We start from the raw sequence: 17,988 nt of genomic DNA, 5'->3' as shown, positions 1-17,988 counted from the left end.
GCTTTCCGCCTGCAAACTTGCCCACTTGCCCACTTGCAAACTACAATCCCCCTCATGCGCATCTTAATCGCTGACGACGAGTCGATCATCCGCATGGGGCTGAAAGCAATCCTGCAAGAGATGGGACATGAAGTGCTGGCAGCGACAAACGGCCGTGAAGCCTTAGAAATGGCCCGTCGCCGCCAGCCCGACTTGGCCATTTTGGACATCAAAATGCCGTTTACCGATGGGTTGCAGGCTGCCAAAACGTTGGCCCGTATCCAGCCAATGCCCATTCTGCTGCTCACCGCCTTTAGCGAGCAAGACCTGATTGACAAAGCAAGCGACCTGCCAATCCACGGCTATCTCATCAAGCCGGTAGAGCCAGAAGCTCTATCTGCCGCAATTAGCGTGGCCACCAAACGATTTCAGGATAGTCAGGCATTAAAAGAGAAAGCGGCCAAGCTGGCCGACGCCCTGGAAACGCGCAAGCTGCTGGACAAAGCAAAAGCCCGGCTAATGGCTACCGGACTGAGTGAAGAAGAGGCTTACAAAACGTTGCAGCAGCAGGCTCGGAACGGCCGTATCAGCCTGCGCGCTGTCGCCACGGCCATCCTCAAACAAAACCCCAGCTAACCCAGATCAAAAAACGCCCTCCCCAAAACCTGGAGAGGGCGCGTCAATTTCCTTACCTCACGTTACACATCAAGTGGTTCTTCAACCAATTGTGAACTTTCTATGGGAGCACCGCCTGCCTTCTGAAACACAAGCGCATCATCCACTTCGTCGATGTGAACAACATCACCAGCAGCAAATTCACCTTTCAGCAGCTTCACCGAAAGTGGGCTTTCTACAAAGCGTTGCAACGCCCGCCGCAACGGCCGTGCGCCGAAATCTTCATCGAAGCCTTGCCTGGCTAGCCAACGCTGGGCAGCTTCCGTCAGGATGATGGACAAACCGCCTTGCTCAGACAAACGCTCCTGAACTTCTTTCATTTGCATCGTCACAATCTCAACTACATGCGCTTCGCTTAACGGCTCAAAGATGATGATCTCATCGATCCGGTTGATAAATTCTGGGCGGAACGTTTTCTTGAGTGCTTCTTCAATTCGCTTGTGATCAGCAGCTTCGTCAGAGTCCCGCATACCGGCAAAGCCAAGGGCGCCGGAACTGTGGACAAACGAAGTACCTACATTGCTGGTCATCACAATCACAGCGTTACGGAAGTTTACCAGACGCCCCTGGCCATCGGTGAGACGGCCGTCGTCCAAAAGTTGCAACAGCGCATTCCAGACATCCGGGTGGGCCTTCTCAATTTCATCGAACAGTACGACAGAATACGGCCGTCTGCGCACCTGCTCCGTCAACTGGCCACCCTGATCGTAACCAACATACCCAGGAGGCGCACCAAACAGGCGGCTCACCGTATGTTGCTCTCGGTATTCACTCATGTCTACACGAATCAGGGCATCCTCATCATCAAACAAAAACTCAGCCAGCGCCTTCGCCAATTCCGTCTTGCCCACACCAGAGCTACCCAAAAAGATAAACGAACCAATTGGACGACGCGGATCGGCCAGGCCAGACCGGCTGCGGCGAATCGCGTCAGATAAAGCCACAATGGCCTTATCTTGCCCCACAATACGCTCATGCAAACGCTCTTCCATGTGCAGCAGCTTCTCAGCTTCCGTTTCCATCATCTGCGTGACAGGAATGCCCGTCCATGAGGCTACCACACCCGCGATATCATCTTCGGTGACAACCTCATCAAGCTCATTTTCTGACTGCCATTTTTCACGAGCAGCCGCAAACTCGCCTTCTAAGCGAAGTCGTTCAGCCCGCACCGTGGCAGCACGCTCATAATCACGGACGGTGTGTGCTTCTTCCTCTGCACTGTTGAGCTTGTCTACTTCAATTTTGAGGGCCTTTAGCTCTGCTGGCAGCGTATGGAGGGCCACGCGTAACTTGGCTGCTGCCTCATCCATCAAATCAATTGCCTTGTCAGGCAATCGTCGATCCATCACATATCGTTGCGAGAGCTTGACGGCCGAAACCAACGCCTCGTCTGCATAAGTGACTTTGTGGTGTTGCTCATACTGCCCACGCAGGCCACGCAGCATCTCGATTGTGTCATCAACCGACGGTTCATCAACAAATACTGGGGCAAAACGACGCTCCAGTGCGCTATCTTTTTCAATGTATTGGCGATACTCATCCAACGTGGTGGCCCCCACGCATTGCAGTTCGCCACGCGCCAGGGCTGGCTTTAGCATATTGCTGGCGTCCATTGCGCCCTGAGCAGAGCCAGCACCCACAACGGTGTGCAATTCATCAATGAAGAGGATTATTTCGCCTTGCGCCCGCTGAATCTCTTCCATAGACGCCTTTAGCCGCTCTTCAAATTCACCCCGGAAGCGACTGCCCGCAATCATCGCGCCCAAATCGAGCGAAACGACCTTTTTGTTGAGCAAGTTTTCTGGCACGTCATTTTTGTTTATTTTTTGCGCCAATCCTTCCACAATGGCAGTTTTCCCTACGCCAGCCTCACCAATAAGAACGGGGTTGTTTTTAGTGCGACGGCTGAGTACCTGCACCACGCGCAAAATCTCGTCATCTCGCCCAATCACAGGGTCCAGCTTGCCTTCGCGGGCAAGCTGGGTGAGATCACGGCTGTATTTGTCTAGCGTGCGGTAGCGGCTCTCTGCCTGCCTGTCTGTCACGCGCGCGCCGCCACGCAGCTCCTGAATACTGTTCAGCACGCGCTCACGGGTCACGCCAAACTCTTGCAAAATGCGGGCAGAGGGGGTGTTCCGTTCACTCAAAATCGCCAAAAAGAGATGCTCTGTGGAGATGAATTCGTCTTTCAGCCGATTGGCTTCGCCTTGCGCTAATTCCAATACGGTACGAATGCGCGGTGTGTAAAAGATTTGCCCTACGCCGCCGCCGTACACGGAGACTTTGGGGCTGTTGCGCAGCTCCTCTTCTAAACGCTGCTGAATAGCGGAAGCGTCAATTTTAAGCTGGTCAAGCAGTTGAGGAACGGCACCATCGTCTTGCCGCATGAGTGCTAGGAAAAGGTGTTCTGTATCAACCTGGGTGTGGCCGTACTCTTGGGTCAGTTCATAAGCTCTAGCGGCCGCATCCTGGGCACGTTCCGTAAATCTGTCAAATCGCATGTTTATTTCCTTCTGTTTTCTTCGGGCCGCAAGGGTTTCTTTCTGTGTTTTTACCCATTGCGGCAAAATACGGCCGTAACTTTACCCAGAAACAATTGGATTCACGTAAGAATCTGGGACGGTTTCATTAACACTCCCTAAAGCACGCGAATACCGTCTATTTCATCGTAACCATCCCCCCACACCAAAATCTTAAAGGGAGTCACCTCAATAAGCCGCCACTTGGCGGTATCGTCGTATCGAAAATCCCACTCGTACTTGTGGTAAAAATAATCTGCCACCACGTCTACAGTGTTGTGGTCAGCGACATGTGCCTCCCCTTCGATGATGATTACGTTTTGAGGGTCTGGCAGTGAGAGCGATACAGATTGATTGCGATACATATTGGTGAATTTTTGGGTGTCGCTGCCAGTGGCGAAGTACAGTTTTCTTTCGAGCCAGACAAACCAGACAGGCACCAGATGGGGACGGCCGTCGAAGCGCACGGTTGCCAGCCAAATGGTCATCTCGCGCCCCAAACGTCCTTCAATTGCTCGCCAGCGGTCTGGATTTTGTCGTCTCACAAGTGAGATTATACGAAAAAACTTGGTAATCGGTAATGTCGCTATGCGACCGCTTCGCGTACGGTATTCGGTGAACGGTAATTGTTTAAGGATATCCGATTAGGGATAACTGCTCCTTGGCCCAAACGGCCGTTTCCACCACGACACCATTCCATCCCAACAACTGCTCTACTTGCCGTGCCAACGAAGAAGCATTGCCGCTAGTGACAAAACGCACGCTGCCAGATTGGGTCGTATCTGCCAGCAAATTGTCCCGACGCAGCACTACGCCTGTTTGGCGGGCCACAGCCGGTGAAGGATCGATGATGGATACGGCCGTTCCCGCAATTTCTGCCACCATTGGCAGCACAAACGGGTAATGCGTACAGCCTAGCACAACCGTATCCACCCCCGCAGCCAGCATGGGAGCAAGCGCACGCTGCAAAATGTGATGCACTTTGGGGCTGTCCAATCGCCCCGCCTCAATTTCCGGCACCAGCCCAACGCAGGGATCCTCCTGAACAGAGATTCCCTGTGCATATTTAGCCGTCAAGCGCGCATACCGATCGCTGGCAAAGGTGCCACCTGTCGCCAGGATGCCAACCTTGCCGCTTTTTGTTTGCTCGGCAGCGGGTTTCACAGCTGGCTCCATGCCCACAAACGGCAGCTCAAACTGCTCCCGCAGCAGGCTCAATGCCGCTGCCGAGGCTGTGTTGCAGGCAATAACAATCGCCTTCACATTCAGTTGCAAAAAAAAGTGGGTCATGCCCTGGCTAAACTGGATGATTTCTGTGGCGGAACGAGAACCATAAGGCACATGCCCCTGGTCTGCCAGGTAAATAAACTGCTCCGCAGGCAGCTGCGTCCGCAAATGACGCAGCACAGACAAACCACCTACGCCAGAATCGAAAACACCAATTGGATGTCGTTGCGTCACGTTTTTTATATACCAGTTTTCAGTAAACAGTTATCAACGGCTCACTATCAAACTGAATAACTGATTACCGGCCTACTGAAAACTGATAACCGGCTGCGAAGCTGCTTCCACCAACCCTTGGAAAAGCCCCAGCATGTGCGGGACGTTGTGGATGAGGTTTTCCGGGTGCCACTGCACGCCAACGGCATAAGGATGCTCAATGACTTCTACCCCTTCGATGAGGCCATCGGGGGCAACGGCCGTTGCCCGAAGCGCATCTGCCAACTGCCGAACACCTTGGTGGTGCAAACTGTTAACGGCCGTTTCGGTACGTTCTAGCTGCCGTGCCAGCAATGAATCTGGTTCGATGGTGACGTTGTGAGCCAAATGGTTGCGAGGATGGCTGTTCACATATTCATGGTGCATCGCCTGGGGCATCAATAGCTCCACATCCTCCCAAAGCGATCCGCCCAAAGCGACATTCAACACCTGCATTCCCCGGCAGATGGCCAGGAGCGGCTTTTGTTGCGCAACGGCCGTGCGCGCCACCGTTATTTCCACCCGATCTCGATCTTCATCAACATCAATCACAGTCGGATGCCCATTGCCATGGTAAGCGGCCGGCTGAATGTCTCCGCCACCAGGCAACAAAATGCCATCCATCTGCTGAATAATCTCGCGCAGATCGTTGTCAGCCAGCCCTAATGGAATCATCACTGGCACCCCACCCGCGGCGACAATAGCCTCCAAGTATGCTGGCATCAAACCCAGCAAATTGATAGGCGGCGTTTGGTGAGAAATTTTACGGTAGGTCGTGCATCCAATGAGCGGTTTCCGTCTGGTTAAGGTCATGCGTTACTCCAAAATATGCGGCCAATAAATTATTGTGGTAGTGAGGATACCCATTCTGGCTGTCATTTCATATTAACTTGCCAGATGCAGGTAACAAAAAAGGGTGAAAGCGACGTGGCTTCCACCCAGTTTTTGGTGCCAGATAGACTATCTGGGTTGGCGGCACCAATTCAACCGAACCAAACCATCTACGAATACGAAGACGGCCGTTGCTCGGCAAAATCTTTACTCTTAGAAAACCCGACGCTCGCGCAGACGTGCCGACTTGCCTGTGCGGTCACGCAAAAAGTACAGATTGGATTGACGCACAACAGCATGGCGATGCACATCAATTTTCTCGATGCGAGGGGAGTTTAGCAAAAAAGTACGCTCTACACCGATGCCGTTAGAAGCAATGCGGCGCACCGTGAAGTTGCGGTTATTGCCATCGCGGCGCAGGCGAATAATGGTGCCACGAACAATCTGAGAACGCTCGTTCCGCTCTCCCACGTTAATGCGTACGTGCACCGTCACGTCATCGCCAACATGCAGTTCTGGCAAATCTTCTTTTTGTTGGTCAAAAGCTTTCAATAATAAATCAGACATTGTCCCATCTCCAGCGGCAAAAACCGCGAAATTTTCAACTTTCAGCAGCACTTAGGCTGTTTGTAAATCGTATAGCATAAAGATAGCCCGCCAAGCGGGCCAGGAGAGAAAATATAACACGACAGCCGCTGGTTAGCAAGAAATATTCATCCTTCCTGGTAAAAACTGTTCGCCAAACCAAAACTGAAGGGAAGCGAACAGATAAAACGCAAGGATCAAAAAAAAGCCCCAACAAAAAGTTGGAGCTTTCTTTGATCTTGTTACGGCCGTTTCTTAGGCAGCTTTCTTCAGTACGGGCAGCCCGTTGCGACTTTCAGATACCATGTATCCGTCTGGCACTGCGTCCAGGGCACCATCTTTAATTTCTTTGGCGAAAAAGTAGATTGTTTGGGTACGGCCGTTTTTCAACGTTGTGTCTTTGCGATGGAGATAGTAGGTGCGATCTTTTGAGTTTGTAAAACTAAATGCCATTTTTTTCCTTCCTTGTACAAATAGAATTTCCATGCTGATTGGGTAAAAAGGGTCAGCATGAGGTTTGCTTTATGCCTCTGTAAATATTGCCACGAGAGGCAACGGCTGAAAATAGTAGAACAAGTTTGCGAATTTGGCAAGGAGTTTAACCTTAAAATCACCCCTTTCTCTCCTGTAATCATCAAAAATTAAGACTATTCCCCTACTTTGACGCCCAATTTGTTGACTGTTATACTTCACCGTTGCCGCCTTAATTAGACCAAAATTTACAAATAATACAGGAATTTTTATGCGTTTATCACAAGCATTTGGCAAAACATTACGAGAAGCCCCCGCCGACGCCGAACTGATCAGTCACCAACTGCTGATCCGAGCCAATTTCGTACGGCCGTTGGGGGCTGGCATCTACACCTACATGCCGTTTGGCTATCGCGTCCTGCGCAAAATCTGGAACATCCTGGCCGAAGAAATGGATGCTATTGGCGGGCAAGAAATGTGGATGCCCAACATTCATCCCGCTGCCACCTGGCAGGCCACAGGCCGTTGGGACACTGTAGATGTACTCATGAAAGTCAAAGCAGGCGGCGGGCGCGAATACGCCCTCTCTGCCACGCATGAAGAGGTGGTGGTAGACTTGGCACTGCGCGAGATTGAAAGCTACCGTGACCTGCCCAAGCTGGTTTACCACATCAGCAAAAAGTTCCGCGACGAACCCCGCGCCCGTGGTGGCCTGATGCGTCTGCGCGAATTCATCATGAAAGATGCTTATAGCCTGGACACCAGCGAAGAAGCCCTCGACGACTTTTACCCCAAGATGCTCCAGGCATATTACAATGTCTTTGAGCGCGCCGGCACGCCAGCCGTGGCCATCAACGCCGACGTAGGCGCGATGGGGGGCAAAACGTCCCATGAATTTGTGGTGCCGCACGATGGCGGCGAAGACACCTACATCACCTCGGAAGACGGCAGCTACTCGGCCAATGTGGAAGCGGCCGAATTCATTCGGGAAGGTGAAAAACCCGCCGAACTGGCCCCGCTGACCAAAGTAGCCACGCCAGATTGCAAAACCATTGCTCAGGTAGCCGAATTTATCGGCGTACCCACCAGCCAGACGCTCAAAGCCGTTTTCTACTGGTGGTCGCCTGCGGTGGGTCGTGAGGAAGACGGCCGTTTCATTTTTGGTCTGGTTCGCGGCGATTTGGATGTGAACGAGGTCAAAATGGTCAACGCCCTGGGCGGCGGCGTCCTGCGTCCCGCCACCGATGAAGAAATTGTGGTCGCAGGGGCAACGCCCGGCTACGCCTCCCCCATCGGCCTAGAGATTGCACCGGACATGGAATCGCCTGGCGTGTATGTGTTGGCAGATTTGTCGATTGAAGCGGGCGGTAACTTTGTGGTGGGGGCCAACGACGACGGCTATCATTACACGGGGGCCAACTATCCGCGCGACCACGCCATCAGCCAAATGGCCGACATTGCCCAGGCAGACACGGGGCACAAAGCGCCCAACGGCAGCCGCCTGGTGGCCCGCCGCTGCATCGAGGCCGGACACTGCTTTAAGCTGGGCACGCGCTACAGTGCCGCCACCAACGCCACCTATCTAGATGAAAACGGTAAGCCGCAGTTCATTTTCATGGGCTCCTATGGCATTGGCCTGGACCGGCTGATGGCCACAATCGTAGAGCTGCACCACGATGATTATGGCATCATCTGGCCAGACAGCGTGGCCCCGTACCAGATTCATTTGATGTATCTGGGCAAGGGGGACAATGTGCGCGAAGCGGCCGAAAAACTGTACACTGACCTCACTCGCGCTGGCTACGAGGTTCTGTACGATGATCGTGAAGGTAGTGCTGGCGTCAAGTTCAACGACGCCGACCTGATCGGCATCCCCTGGCGCATCGCCGTGGGCGGGCGCGGCCTGAAAGAGGGCAAGGTTGAGGTGAAGCGCCGCAGCGAGAAAGATCGGCAGGATATACCGCTTGATGGGCTAATGGCGTTTTTGGGTGAGAAGATTTAGCGATTGGGGAGTAAAGATTGGTGATTGGAACGGCCGTTTTCCTGAGGGAAGCGGCCGTTTTTGCATTCAGTATGGTATAATTTGCCCATGCAAAAAATAAAAATGGAGCGGAGAGGTCGGCTAAAAAAGTTAGACCGTTCATTCGATTTTCTATTTTGGCAAAGCCAATCTCCACAAGCTAGGTTTGATGCCACCTGGGAATTGATTGTTCATGCGTACAGGGTAAAAGGCCACGATGTTCGTCAACACCGACTTCAGCGATCTGTTGAATCTTTTCAAAACCAACAACGTTAAATATATGGTCATTGGCGGGTATGCTGTTGTTCAATACACCGAACCCCGCTTTACCAAAGATTTAGACCTTTGGATTAGCACCCACCCGGACAATGCCGAAGCTGTCTTTGCCGCCTTAAAAGAATTTGGCGCACCCCTTGAAGGCATGTCTCCCAAAGATTTCTCCGAAGAAGGCTATTTTTACCAAATGGGTGTTCCACCAGTCCGTGTAGACATTTTAATGGGCATTCCGGGGGTTGAATTTGATGAAGCATGGAAGCGTCGCATTGAAGTTCAATTCGACGATGTTTCGGTCACAATTATTTCCAGAGAAGACCTCATTCGTGCCAAACGAGCCGCAGGGCGACCACAAGATTTACTTGATGCAGATTCACTTGAACAGGCTGCCGAGCAAGGATAATTATTGTGTTTTGCTAGTAAACGGCCGTCCTCATTTCAGGAGCAACCAATAAATGACCCAACAGGTGCTGACCCTTTGCGGCTCAATGCAGTTTATTGAAGAGATGGAATCCATTGCCGCAAAGTTAGTAGCCGCTGGCTGGACGGTTCACACACCACAGCGAGAAGAAGCTGGGTTTCGATGGGAAAGTGTAACTGCTCAGGAGCAACTTCAGGTTAAGAAGGCGTACATTGATGAGCATCTTGATAAGATTCGGGGGTCAACGGCTGTTCTCATCACTAACTATCCCAAAAACGGCACCAACGGCTACATCGGGGCCAACACGCTGATGGAAGCGGCGATGGCCTACACGCTGGGGGTGCCAGTCTACTTTTTGTTTCCCATTGGGGCGCAGGGCTGTCAGTTGGAGGCGGAGAGTATTGTTGAGGGGGTGTGGAACGGCCGTATAAACTTGGCCACTCTCAATCAATAAACTTCGTCATGAGTGCCAATATCTAGCAGCACAATTACCTCTTTTTCGCTTGACTCCCCTGATTCAATCGAAAAAACAATGCGGCAATCATACCCACAAGAACATGCCCATAGCCCATACAAATTGCCACTCAATTTATGCGTACTTAAAGAGGAGGCAAACACGTCAGCTTCCATTTCAATCAAAGTTTTTTCAATTTGCTGTTGAAGTTTGGCGTTGCGTCTGGTGAATTTGCGAAAGGCACGCTTGAATTTGGGCGTGAGGACAAGTTCTCTCATTCATCATCCTCATCTAAATCAAGACGAAGCTCTCTGATTACCTGAACAGCGGATTGAGGCTTATACTCACCTGCATGATAAGCGGCCAACGATTGTTGCGCATCTTCAGCAATCTCTTGTCGCCACCGCTCAATCTGGCGATGGCGCACAATATCAATCAACATCTCTTGCTGTTCTGGGGGCAACTGCATAACAGTTTCTAAAACTTCATTCAGGCTGATTGTGTTCATAAATCACCTCATTCTCGCCAGTTCACTTTGTTGGGGCAAAGTATAGCATATATTTTATTTTTTCTTCGTTCCTTTCACCCTTCGTGCCTTCGTATAAAATTACACCTAAAATCACTTATTTTCCCTGCTATAATACCCGCCAATTCTCACTAAAAACTGAACCAATCGTGGAGAGTGCAATGACAACCAAACGACAACCGTGGCACGCTGTGGCAACCAATCTCGTAGATGTAGCAATGGGGCGGCAGAGCGCCGATCTCGTCATCCAAAACGGCCGTTGGGTCAACGTTCACAGCGGCGAAATTATTCCCAACACAGATGTGGCGGTGAAAGACGGCCGTATCGCTTACGTCGGCCCGGATGCCAGCCACACGATTGGGGAAAACACGAAGCTTATTGCGGGGAACGGCCGTTACCTCATCCCTGGCCTGTGCGACGCCCACATGCACGTTGAAAGCGGCATGGTCACCGTGACCGAATTTGCCCGCGCCGTCATCCCCCACGGCACCACCAGCATGTTCATCGATCCCCACGAAATTGCCAACGTGTTGGGCCTGCCCGGCGTGAAGTTGATGCACGATGAGGCGCAAACACTGCCGGTCAACGTTTATGTGCAGATGCCCAGCTGCGTCCCCAGCGCCCCCGGCCTGGAAACGCCCGGTGCGTCCATCGGCCCCGCTGAAGTGGCCGAGGCGATGCAGTGGCCGGGCATCATCGGCCTGGGCGAGATGATGAACTTCCCTGGCGTCTTCATGAGCGACGCCAAGATGCACGCCGAGATGGCGGAAACGATGAAGGCGGGCAAGGTGATTGGCGGCCATTATGCCTCGCTAGACCTCGGTCTACCGTTTCACGGTTACGTCGCTGGCGGCCCAGCCGACGACCACGAAGGCACCCGCGTGGAAGACGCCATCGCCCGCGTGCGGCAGGGCATGAAGGCGATGCTACGCCTCGGCTCCGCCTGGTATGACGTCGCCAGCCAGGTGAAAGCGATCACCGAGCAGGGGCTCGACAGCCGCAACTTTATCCTCTGCACCGACGACAGCCACTCCGGCACGCTGGTAAACGACGGTCACATGAACCGCGTCGTGCGCCACGCCATCGCCCAGGGCCTCAAGCCCATCACCGCCATCCAGATGGCCACGCTCAACACCGCGCAGCATTTTGGCGTGGAAAAAGATATTGGCTCAATTACGCCCGGCCGCTACGCCGACATCGTCATCAGCAGCGATTTGGTGAGTCTGCCAATTGAAGTGGTGATTGCGAATGGAGAGATTTTGGCGGAAAACGGCCGTCTCGCCACCGATCTCCCCCCCTACAGCTACCCCGACTTCGCCAAAAACACCATCAAGCTGGGCAAGGAACTCACCGCCGAATCATTCAACATCCACGCCCCAGCAGGCAAAAAGAGAGCCAAAGTGCGCACGATTGGCGTGGTGGAAAACCAGGCCCCCACTCGCGCCGAGGAGCGCGTATTGCCCGTAGCAGATGGGCTGGTGCAGCTAGATACGCGGCTGGATGTGGCCCAAATCGCTCTGGTCGAGCGGCATCAGGCCACGGGCGGCGTGGTGAACGGCTTTGTCACCGGCTTTGGCTTTGATGCCCGCTGCGGCATCGCCACCACCGTGGCCCACGACAGCCACCACATGATTGTGGTAGGCACTAGCAAAAGCAACATGGCCCTGGCCGCCAATCGCTTGGGCGAGGTTGGCGGCGGCGTGGTTGTCTTCAAGGATGATGCCGAAATTGCCCTGGTGGAGCTGCCCATCGCGGGGCTAATGTCCAACGAGCGGGCGGAAGTGGTGGCCGACAAAGCAGCCCGCATGGTGGCGGCAATGGCAGAGTGCGGCTGCACCCTCAACAACGCCTACATGCAGCTTAGCCTGCTAGCTCTCGTCGTCATCCCCGATCTGCGCATTTCCGATTTGGGGCTGGTGGACGTGAACAAATTTGAAGTCGTGGACCTGTTCGTCTAAACCCGGCGGAGTGAGCATCGTCAGATGCGGCTTTAGCAACCCTGATCCCACAAAAATTGCCTGATATTCGATAGTGGAGAGACTTGTGACAAATCAAATAATATTCGACAATAAAAAATTAGTGGCAGAAAAAGTGGCTCAAGCCACTCAGATTCTCAATGAACTGGACGTGGATTTGTGGCTGACTTTTGCCCGCGAAACCACTCTCTCGCCCGACCCCACCCTGGAACTCATCGCCGATGTAGACGTGACCTGGGAGTCTGCCTTCATCATTTGCCGGGATGGGGCGCATGTTTCTATTGTGGGTCGATTCGACCGAGAAAACGTGGAGCAGCTTGGCGTTTACACTCAAATCATCGGCTACGACCAGGGCATTGCGGAGCATTTGCGTGCCGTTCTAACAGAGAAAAATCCGCGCCAAATTGCCCTTAACTACTCAGAAAATGACGTGGCGGCCGACGGCCTGAGCCACGGCCTGTTCCTGAGCTTGCAAAGCTATTTAGCGGGCACGCCGTATGCCGATCGGTTCATCTCGGCAGAAAAGATCATTGCGGCGGTGCGCGGGCGCAAGAGTACTGAGGAGATTGCGCGGGTAAGAACGGCCGTTGCTACCACCGAAGCCCTCTTCAACGAAGTAGAACAGTTTGCCAAACCGGGCATGACCCAGCGTCAGATTGCCGAATTTGTACGCGGCCGTATCGACGAGATGGGTCTGGGCTACGCCTGGCCGAAGCCATTCAACCCCATCGTTACCTGTGGGCCAGATTCGCCCGTGGGGCACGCTGCCGCCGGGGACGTGGTCCTGGAAAAAGGGCACACCCTGCACCTGGATTTGGGCATCCGCCAAAACGACTACTGCTCCGACGTCCAGCGGATGTGGTACGTGCTGGACGACGGCGAAACGGAAGCCCCGGCTGACGTGCAGCATGCCTTCGACGTGGTTTATGGGGCGATCAAAGCAGGCGAATCCATGCTCACCCCCGGTACCCCCGGCTGGCAAGTAGACGAAGCCGCCCGCGACTTCATTGTGGACAATGGCTACCCGGAATACATGCACGCCTTTGGCCACCTGCTGGGCCGCGTGGCGCACGACGGTGCGACGGTGCTGGGGCCACGCTGGGAGCGGTACGCAGGCATTTGCGAGCTGCCAGTGGAGGTGGGCAACATCTTCACGCTGGAACTGCATGTCAAGGTTCCAAATCGAGGCATCATGAGTCTAGAAGAAGACGTCCTGGTTACCGGATCCGGCGTCGAATACCTCAGCAACGCCCAAACCGCACTGCGCTACATCAAAAGTTAGCCGTGAAGGAATGGAACTTTGGTGAGACCATCGTTATTCGCTACATTGCCCGCTCTGATGGGAGCGTGGCGATGGCGATTCCGGCTATTGTCATTCGTGATGAGGATTTGCTGGCCACTTACGTGCCCGCGGGAACCCGGTTTATGGACAATTGGGTGGTGCCAGAGGGGGAGAGGGTAACGGCCGTTGCCACCATCAAACCCTCAAGCCAACGGCAACACAAGGAACGCATCTGGCATACCAACACGGTCCGGCTCTATTTGCCGGGCAAAGCGTTCTCCATCTGGCTATTTTTTGCCGAGAATGGGCAATTTTCTGCCTGGTATGGCAATCTGGAAGCACCGTTTGTGCGAACACCTCTGGGGATTGACACCCGCGATTACGGGCTGGATGTGGTTGCCAGCCCAGATAGCACCTGGCGCTGGAAAGATGAAGCGGAGTTTGCCCAGCGTTTGGAACTGGGAATTGATTCAGTGGCGCATCAAACGGCCGTTCGCGCCGCTGGTGAAGAATTTATCTACCGTTTTCAACACAAAACCGCCCCATTTGACCAAGGTTGGGAAAATTGGCTACCCCCCGACGCATGGCAACCGTGTCCACTCCCTGCTAACTGGAATGCCGACTTTGGCACAGATGCCGCCCTCGCCTAAAAATTAACCTAAACTGTCATTTCGACCAAAGGGAGAAACCTTTCTACTGTCTCCTAAAAGATTCCTTACTCCGTTGGGAATGAAACGTGGGAGATGATTTGTTAAGCAGTGGCGGCCGTATAGAGCACGGCCGTTTCCCACCTCACTATCTGCTCTTCCAACTGCCGTTTATACAGGGAATGCACTTTTGCCACTTCTTTCTCGCTTAAGCCACCTTCAAGTAGGCGACGGCCGTATGTGCCATCCCCATCTGTACCAAACCAACGCTCCAAATGCCCCTTGGTGAGCCGCCGCTGACCCTTTTCGCGGTCGAGCTGCTGGGTAGCGATGGTGAAGCCAGCATTTTCCAAACCAGCCCGCACGTCACTTTCATCCCAGTTCACCAGCGGATCGCTGGCCTCGGCGTAGATTGCCTCCTCGGCTTTTGCGACTTTCTTTGCCAGCGTCTTTGTCTCGCCAGACCAATCCACCAGTTGATACAGTCGCTGGCCGTGCTTGGGGATGGTTTGGATGAGGCAGAAACGGCCGTCCGCAGCCAATCTTTCCTTGAGCGGGGTAAACAGTTCTGTAATTGGGTAATTGAGTAATAGGGTAATTGGGTTGCGGGCAAGGATGCGGTCAAAGCGCAGATCGTCTTCGCCGCGGAGGGTGAGCAGGGTGTTTAATTCTGTGAGATCGCCGATGAGGATGAACGGCCGTTCCAATTCGGGCAGACGTTCGGCCTGTTGGCGCAGGGCTTCGCCGTCGGTGATGGCTGTGGCCAGGGCGTAGACGCCGCCTTCAGGGGCGCGGCGCACGGCTTCCCAGGTGAGCAAACCGCTACCCGCATTCACGTCCAGCACCAGATGGTGCCGCTGCACAGCCGCTAGCTCAAACAATCGCTCTCGCTGCTGCCCCAGCGATTGCCCCGCCTGCGAAATCGTCCGCTGGAGCCACGCCTCTTTGCCCTTATTTTTGGGACTGGTCGTATAAATCTCCCCAATCTCCAATCTTTGGTCTCCACTTTCCAGCATCGCTGCCAATTGTGCCTCCCGCTTCCTTGCCACCTCGTCCCGAATTTGCCGCTCGTGCCCTTGGTCGCTCGGCTCATAAAACATTTTGCCTTGCAGCGCGTCGGGCAAATATTGCTGCGCCACCCAATGGTCGCGGTAGGCATGTGGGTAGAGGTAGCCTTGGCCGTGGCCAAAGCCTTCCTTGTCCCGATTGCCATCTTTCAAATGATTTGGCACGTCGGCTTCCTGCTCTTTTTCCACGCTGCTGAGGGCGTCGAAGAAGGCAAAAGCAGAATTAGATTTTGGCGCGGTGGCCAGATAAATGCACGCCTGCGCCAGCGGGAAGCGCCCTTCAGGCATCCCGATGCGCTCGAACGCTTGCCAGCAGCTTGTCACCACGCCCATCGCTTGCGGATCGGCCAGCCCCACATCTTCCCCGGCAAAAATGGTCATCCGGCGAAAGATGAAGCGGGGGTCTTCGCCCGCGTATACCATTTTGGCCATCCAGTAGAGAGCTGCATCCGGGTCGGAGCCGCGCAGGCTTTTAATGAAGGCGGAGATAGTGTCGTAATGGACATCCCCCTCTTTGTCGTAGAGAACGGCGCGACGCTGGATAGATTCTTCGGCGACTGCAAGGGTGATGTGGATACGGCCGTCCTCCCCCTTTTCCGTCGTCTCTACCGCCAACTCAAGCGCATTTAGCACGCCACGTGCATCTCCGTTGGCCACATCTACCAAATGGTCCAGCGCGTCTGGCTCGATCTGTACGTTCAGGCCGCCGTAACCCCGCTCGGGAGCGTTGAGGGCTTGTTGGGCAATTTGCCGCAAATCATCTTGGGTAAGCGGCCGCAGCTGGAAAATGCGGCTGCGGCTGACCAGGGCTTTGTTCACCTCAAAGTACGGATTCTCGGTCGTAGCGCCAATCAAAATGATGGTGCCATTTTCTACGTGAGGCAGCAAGGCATCCTGCTGGGCTTTGTTCCAGCGATGCACCTCATCCACAAATAGCGTGGTGCGCTGGCCATATAAATTGCGCCGCTCTTGCGCCGTGGCAATCGCCTCCCGAATCTCTTTTACCCCCGCCAGCACCGCGTTAATCGTAATGAAATGGCTCTCGGTTGTATTAGCAATGACCATCGCCAGCGTCGTTTTACCGGTGCCGGGCGGCCCGTAAAAAATGAGCGAGGATAGTTGATCTGCCTGGATGGCACGGCGCAGCAACCGTCCCGGCCCCATGATGTGCGTCTGGCCCACATATTCGTCCAGCGTGCGCGGGCGCATCCGGTTGGCCAGCGGGGACTCTTTTTCAATTTGGGATTTACGGCCATGTGCAAACAGATCCATGCCTGCATTGTAGCCAATTGAGAGGGGGTTTCCAAACAGCCGTTTTTGCTATGTTGTCAACACATTTACAGTTGAGTCGTCATATTTTGCCGATAATGTCCACTTGTAAATGAAATCAATTTCAAATGCTCAGGAGGCAACTCATGAAAAAATCGTTCATGCTCGTATTCTTTTTACTCATTGGCCTTGGCGCGGCGGCTTGCGGCGGAGACGGTGGTGGCGGAAATGCGCCACCTAGCGACCCAGCAGAGCTAAAAAGTTTCCACCTGGCCGGGTTGTGTACCGGCACTATCATTGAAGCCGCAGCTGATTATGATGCCAGCGGTAGCGGTCTACACAAAATTGCCCTATACAACCAAAACTCATTCGATGGCGACATTTATGACATCATGTTCCCGTCCCAAACGGATATTCCAGAGGCGTGGACAACGGCCGTTGACCAACCATTTAGCGACATTGAACTCGTCGGCTGCCTGGCCCGCACCGAAACCACCCTGGTAGACACCTGCGAAGGGTACGAAATCGACGATGAGAACCGCGACGGCACGGTAGAAATTTACGATGCCGTCTATGAACTAACCATCTATGCTGCCAAAACGGGCGAGGTCGTTGGCACAGAAACAATCGAAACCTTCATGGACGAATGCCCCTCGTTTGTGATGTTCTCCATCGGCCCCGGTGAAGATTTGGTAGAAGAACGGTATGGTTTGCCCGATGATCAACTGGTAAATTTGGTAGAATCGTATGTGAATCCGTAAGCCAAGTAATTGAGTAATTGGCGAGTCAATTTCGCCGTCCAATTACTCAATTACCAAATTACCCAGTTACCGTCATTTTAGGAAGGGAAAATGAGTAAAGAAGTTTGGTTCATCCGGCATGGGGAGAGCGTGTCGAATGCAAATTTGCCCACGACGCATCCGGCAGCATCGGAGTTGACGGCAAAGGGGCACCGAGAAGCAGAATATGTAGCGCAGGCGTTTACCCGCAAGCCAGATTTGATTGTGGTCTCGCCCTACATTCGCGCCCGACAAACGGCCGTTCCCACCATCAATCGCTTCAATCCAATCCCCGTCGCCGAATGGCCCATTCACGAATTTAGCTACCTGCACCCAGACAGGTACGATGGCACCACCGGGGAGCAGCGCTGGCCAGCCGCCCGCGACTATTGGCACCGCATGGATCCGCTTGAAAAAGAAGATGGCGAGGGGGAATCTTTTATCGAGATGATGACGCGTGTGCGCGAGATGGATGAACAAATTTCCAACGCGTCTGAATCATTTATTGCGATGTTTAGCCACGGTCTCTTTTTACGTGCTTATTTGTGGATGCATTTGTCTGGATTTCGCGAGGCGAATAGCCACACAATGGAGCGGTATCTCAACTTCTCGCGGGGGTTGGCCATGCCCAACGCCTCCATTTTAAAAACGCGCTTTGAAGCAGACGGCCGTATCCTCCTTAGCCCCTTCGACACCAACCACATCCCCGAAAAACTCGGCTTGGTAGACGAATAA

At 53.7% G+C, this 17,988-nt stretch carries 18 protein-coding genes; 9 read left to right on the top strand and 9 right to left on the bottom strand.

Annotated features, from left to right (window positions below; genetic code table 11):
- The first annotated feature begins 54 nt into the window (after positions 1-54).
- On the top strand, positions 55-615 hold the full coding sequence (locus ACOQPU_RS18285; protein WP_420641270.1) for an ANTAR domain-containing response regulator: 561 nt from the start codon (positions 55-57) through the stop codon (positions 613-615).
- A gap of 62 nt (positions 616-677) precedes the next feature.
- Here the strand turns inward: ACOQPU_RS18285 and ACOQPU_RS18280 are convergent, their stop codons facing one another.
- The 6 genes from ACOQPU_RS18280 to ACOQPU_RS18255 form a co-directional block, all read right to left on the bottom strand.
- Entirely contained in the window at positions 678-3,155 is a 2,478-nt protein-coding gene (locus ACOQPU_RS18280) for an ATP-dependent Clp protease ATP-binding subunit (protein ID WP_420641269.1), read from the bottom strand.
- Between the two features lie 137 nt (positions 3,156-3,292).
- Complete coding sequence (locus ACOQPU_RS18275) at positions 3,293-3,718, bottom strand: pyridoxamine 5'-phosphate oxidase family protein (RefSeq protein WP_420641268.1); 426 nt, start codon at positions 3,716-3,718, stop codon at positions 3,293-3,295.
- An 85-nt stretch (positions 3,719-3,803) separates the two neighbouring features.
- Positions 3,804-4,634, bottom strand: coding sequence for a glutamate racemase (murI, locus tag ACOQPU_RS18270; protein ID WP_420641267.1), 831 nt, complete (start codon positions 4,632-4,634; stop codon positions 3,804-3,806).
- Between the two features lie 72 nt (positions 4,635-4,706).
- Positions 4,707-5,465 carry a gamma-glutamyl-gamma-aminobutyrate hydrolase family protein gene (locus tag ACOQPU_RS18265; RefSeq protein WP_420641266.1) on the bottom strand — a complete coding sequence of 253 codons (759 nt, stop codon included), beginning with the start codon at positions 5,463-5,465 and terminating at the stop codon, positions 4,707-4,709.
- 231 nt (positions 5,466-5,696) lie between these two features.
- On the bottom strand, positions 5,697-6,050 hold the full coding sequence (gene rplS, locus ACOQPU_RS18260) for a 50S ribosomal protein L19 (RefSeq protein ID WP_420641265.1): 354 nt from the start codon (positions 6,048-6,050) through the stop codon (positions 5,697-5,699).
- A gap of 273 nt (positions 6,051-6,323) precedes the next feature.
- A complete protein-coding gene (locus ACOQPU_RS18255; protein WP_420628768.1) occupies positions 6,324-6,521 on the bottom strand; it encodes a hypothetical protein in 198 nt (65 codons plus the stop codon).
- Between the two features lie 289 nt (positions 6,522-6,810).
- On the opposite strand from ACOQPU_RS18255, the gene ACOQPU_RS18250 reads away from it, so the two are divergent.
- From ACOQPU_RS18250 to ACOQPU_RS18240, 3 genes are all read left to right on the top strand, one after another.
- Positions 6,811-8,541: a proline--tRNA ligase gene (locus ACOQPU_RS18250; protein ID WP_420641264.1), complete on the top strand. Its 1,731-nt coding sequence runs from the start codon at positions 6,811-6,813 to the stop codon at positions 8,539-8,541.
- Between the two features lie 235 nt (positions 8,542-8,776).
- The gene (locus ACOQPU_RS18245) at positions 8,777-9,235 is read left to right on the top strand and encodes a nucleotidyltransferase (RefSeq protein WP_420641263.1); all 459 of its coding nucleotides are present in this window, start codon (positions 8,777-8,779) and stop codon (positions 9,233-9,235) included.
- A 52-nt stretch (positions 9,236-9,287) separates the two neighbouring features.
- Positions 9,288-9,707 carry a hypothetical protein gene (locus tag ACOQPU_RS18240; RefSeq protein WP_420641262.1) on the top strand — a complete coding sequence of 140 codons (420 nt, stop codon included), beginning with the start codon at positions 9,288-9,290 and terminating at the stop codon, positions 9,705-9,707.
- Here the strand turns inward: ACOQPU_RS18240 and ACOQPU_RS18235 are convergent.
- Both ACOQPU_RS18235 and ACOQPU_RS18230 read right to left on the bottom strand, forming a co-directional pair.
- Positions 9,701-9,985 carry a type II toxin-antitoxin system YafQ family toxin gene (locus ACOQPU_RS18235; RefSeq protein ID WP_420641261.1) on the bottom strand — a complete coding sequence of 95 codons (285 nt, stop codon included), beginning with the start codon at positions 9,983-9,985 and terminating at the stop codon, positions 9,701-9,703. The two genes, ACOQPU_RS18240 and ACOQPU_RS18235, sit on opposite strands and share 7 nt — an antisense overlap.
- A complete protein-coding gene (locus ACOQPU_RS18230) occupies positions 9,982-10,215 on the bottom strand; it encodes a hypothetical protein (RefSeq protein WP_420641260.1) in 234 nt (77 codons plus the stop codon). The genes ACOQPU_RS18235 and ACOQPU_RS18230 overlap by 4 nt, the downstream gene beginning before the upstream one ends.
- A 179-nt stretch (positions 10,216-10,394) precedes the next feature.
- On the opposite strand from ACOQPU_RS18230, the gene ade reads away from it, so the two are divergent.
- The 3 genes from ade to ACOQPU_RS18215 all read left to right on the top strand — a co-directional run bounded on the left by ade (position 10,395) and on the right by ACOQPU_RS18215 (position 14,141).
- A complete protein-coding gene (gene ade, locus ACOQPU_RS18225; RefSeq protein ID WP_420641259.1) occupies positions 10,395-12,191 on the top strand; it encodes an adenine deaminase in 1,797 nt (598 codons plus the stop codon).
- Positions 12,192-12,276: 85 nt separating this feature from the next.
- On the top strand, positions 12,277-13,491 hold the full coding sequence (locus tag ACOQPU_RS18220) for a M24 family metallopeptidase (RefSeq protein WP_420641258.1): 1,215 nt from the start codon (positions 12,277-12,279) through the stop codon (positions 13,489-13,491).
- A 2-nt stretch (positions 13,492-13,493) separates the two neighbouring features.
- Positions 13,494-14,141, top strand: a complete 648-nt coding sequence (locus ACOQPU_RS18215; protein ID WP_420641257.1) for a DUF402 domain-containing protein — start codon at positions 13,494-13,496, stop codon at positions 14,139-14,141.
- A 101-nt stretch (positions 14,142-14,242) separates the two neighbouring features.
- Here the strand turns inward: ACOQPU_RS18215 and ACOQPU_RS18210 are convergent, their stop codons facing one another.
- Positions 14,243-16,477: an AAA family ATPase gene (locus ACOQPU_RS18210; RefSeq protein WP_420641256.1), complete on the bottom strand. Its 2,235-nt coding sequence runs from the start codon at positions 16,475-16,477 to the stop codon at positions 14,243-14,245.
- A 143-nt stretch (positions 16,478-16,620) separates the two neighbouring features.
- Here ACOQPU_RS18210 and ACOQPU_RS18205 point away from each other — a divergent pair, with 143 nt between their 5' ends.
- Both ACOQPU_RS18205 and ACOQPU_RS18200 read left to right on the top strand, forming a co-directional pair.
- Positions 16,621-17,235 carry a hypothetical protein gene (locus ACOQPU_RS18205; protein WP_420641255.1) on the top strand — a complete coding sequence of 205 codons (615 nt, stop codon included), beginning with the start codon at positions 16,621-16,623 and terminating at the stop codon, positions 17,233-17,235.
- Positions 17,236-17,325: 90 nt separating this feature from the next.
- Entirely contained in the window at positions 17,326-17,988 is a 663-nt protein-coding gene (locus ACOQPU_RS18200) for a histidine phosphatase family protein (RefSeq protein WP_420641254.1), read from the top strand.

Source organism: Candidatus Leptofilum sp. (genome assembly GCF_965223285.1).
GTDB lineage: Bacteria > Chloroflexota > Anaerolineae > Promineifilales > Promineifilaceae > Leptofilum.
Note: the sequence above shows the minus strand (reverse complement) of the source record. Positions and strands in the feature narration are given on the sequence as shown.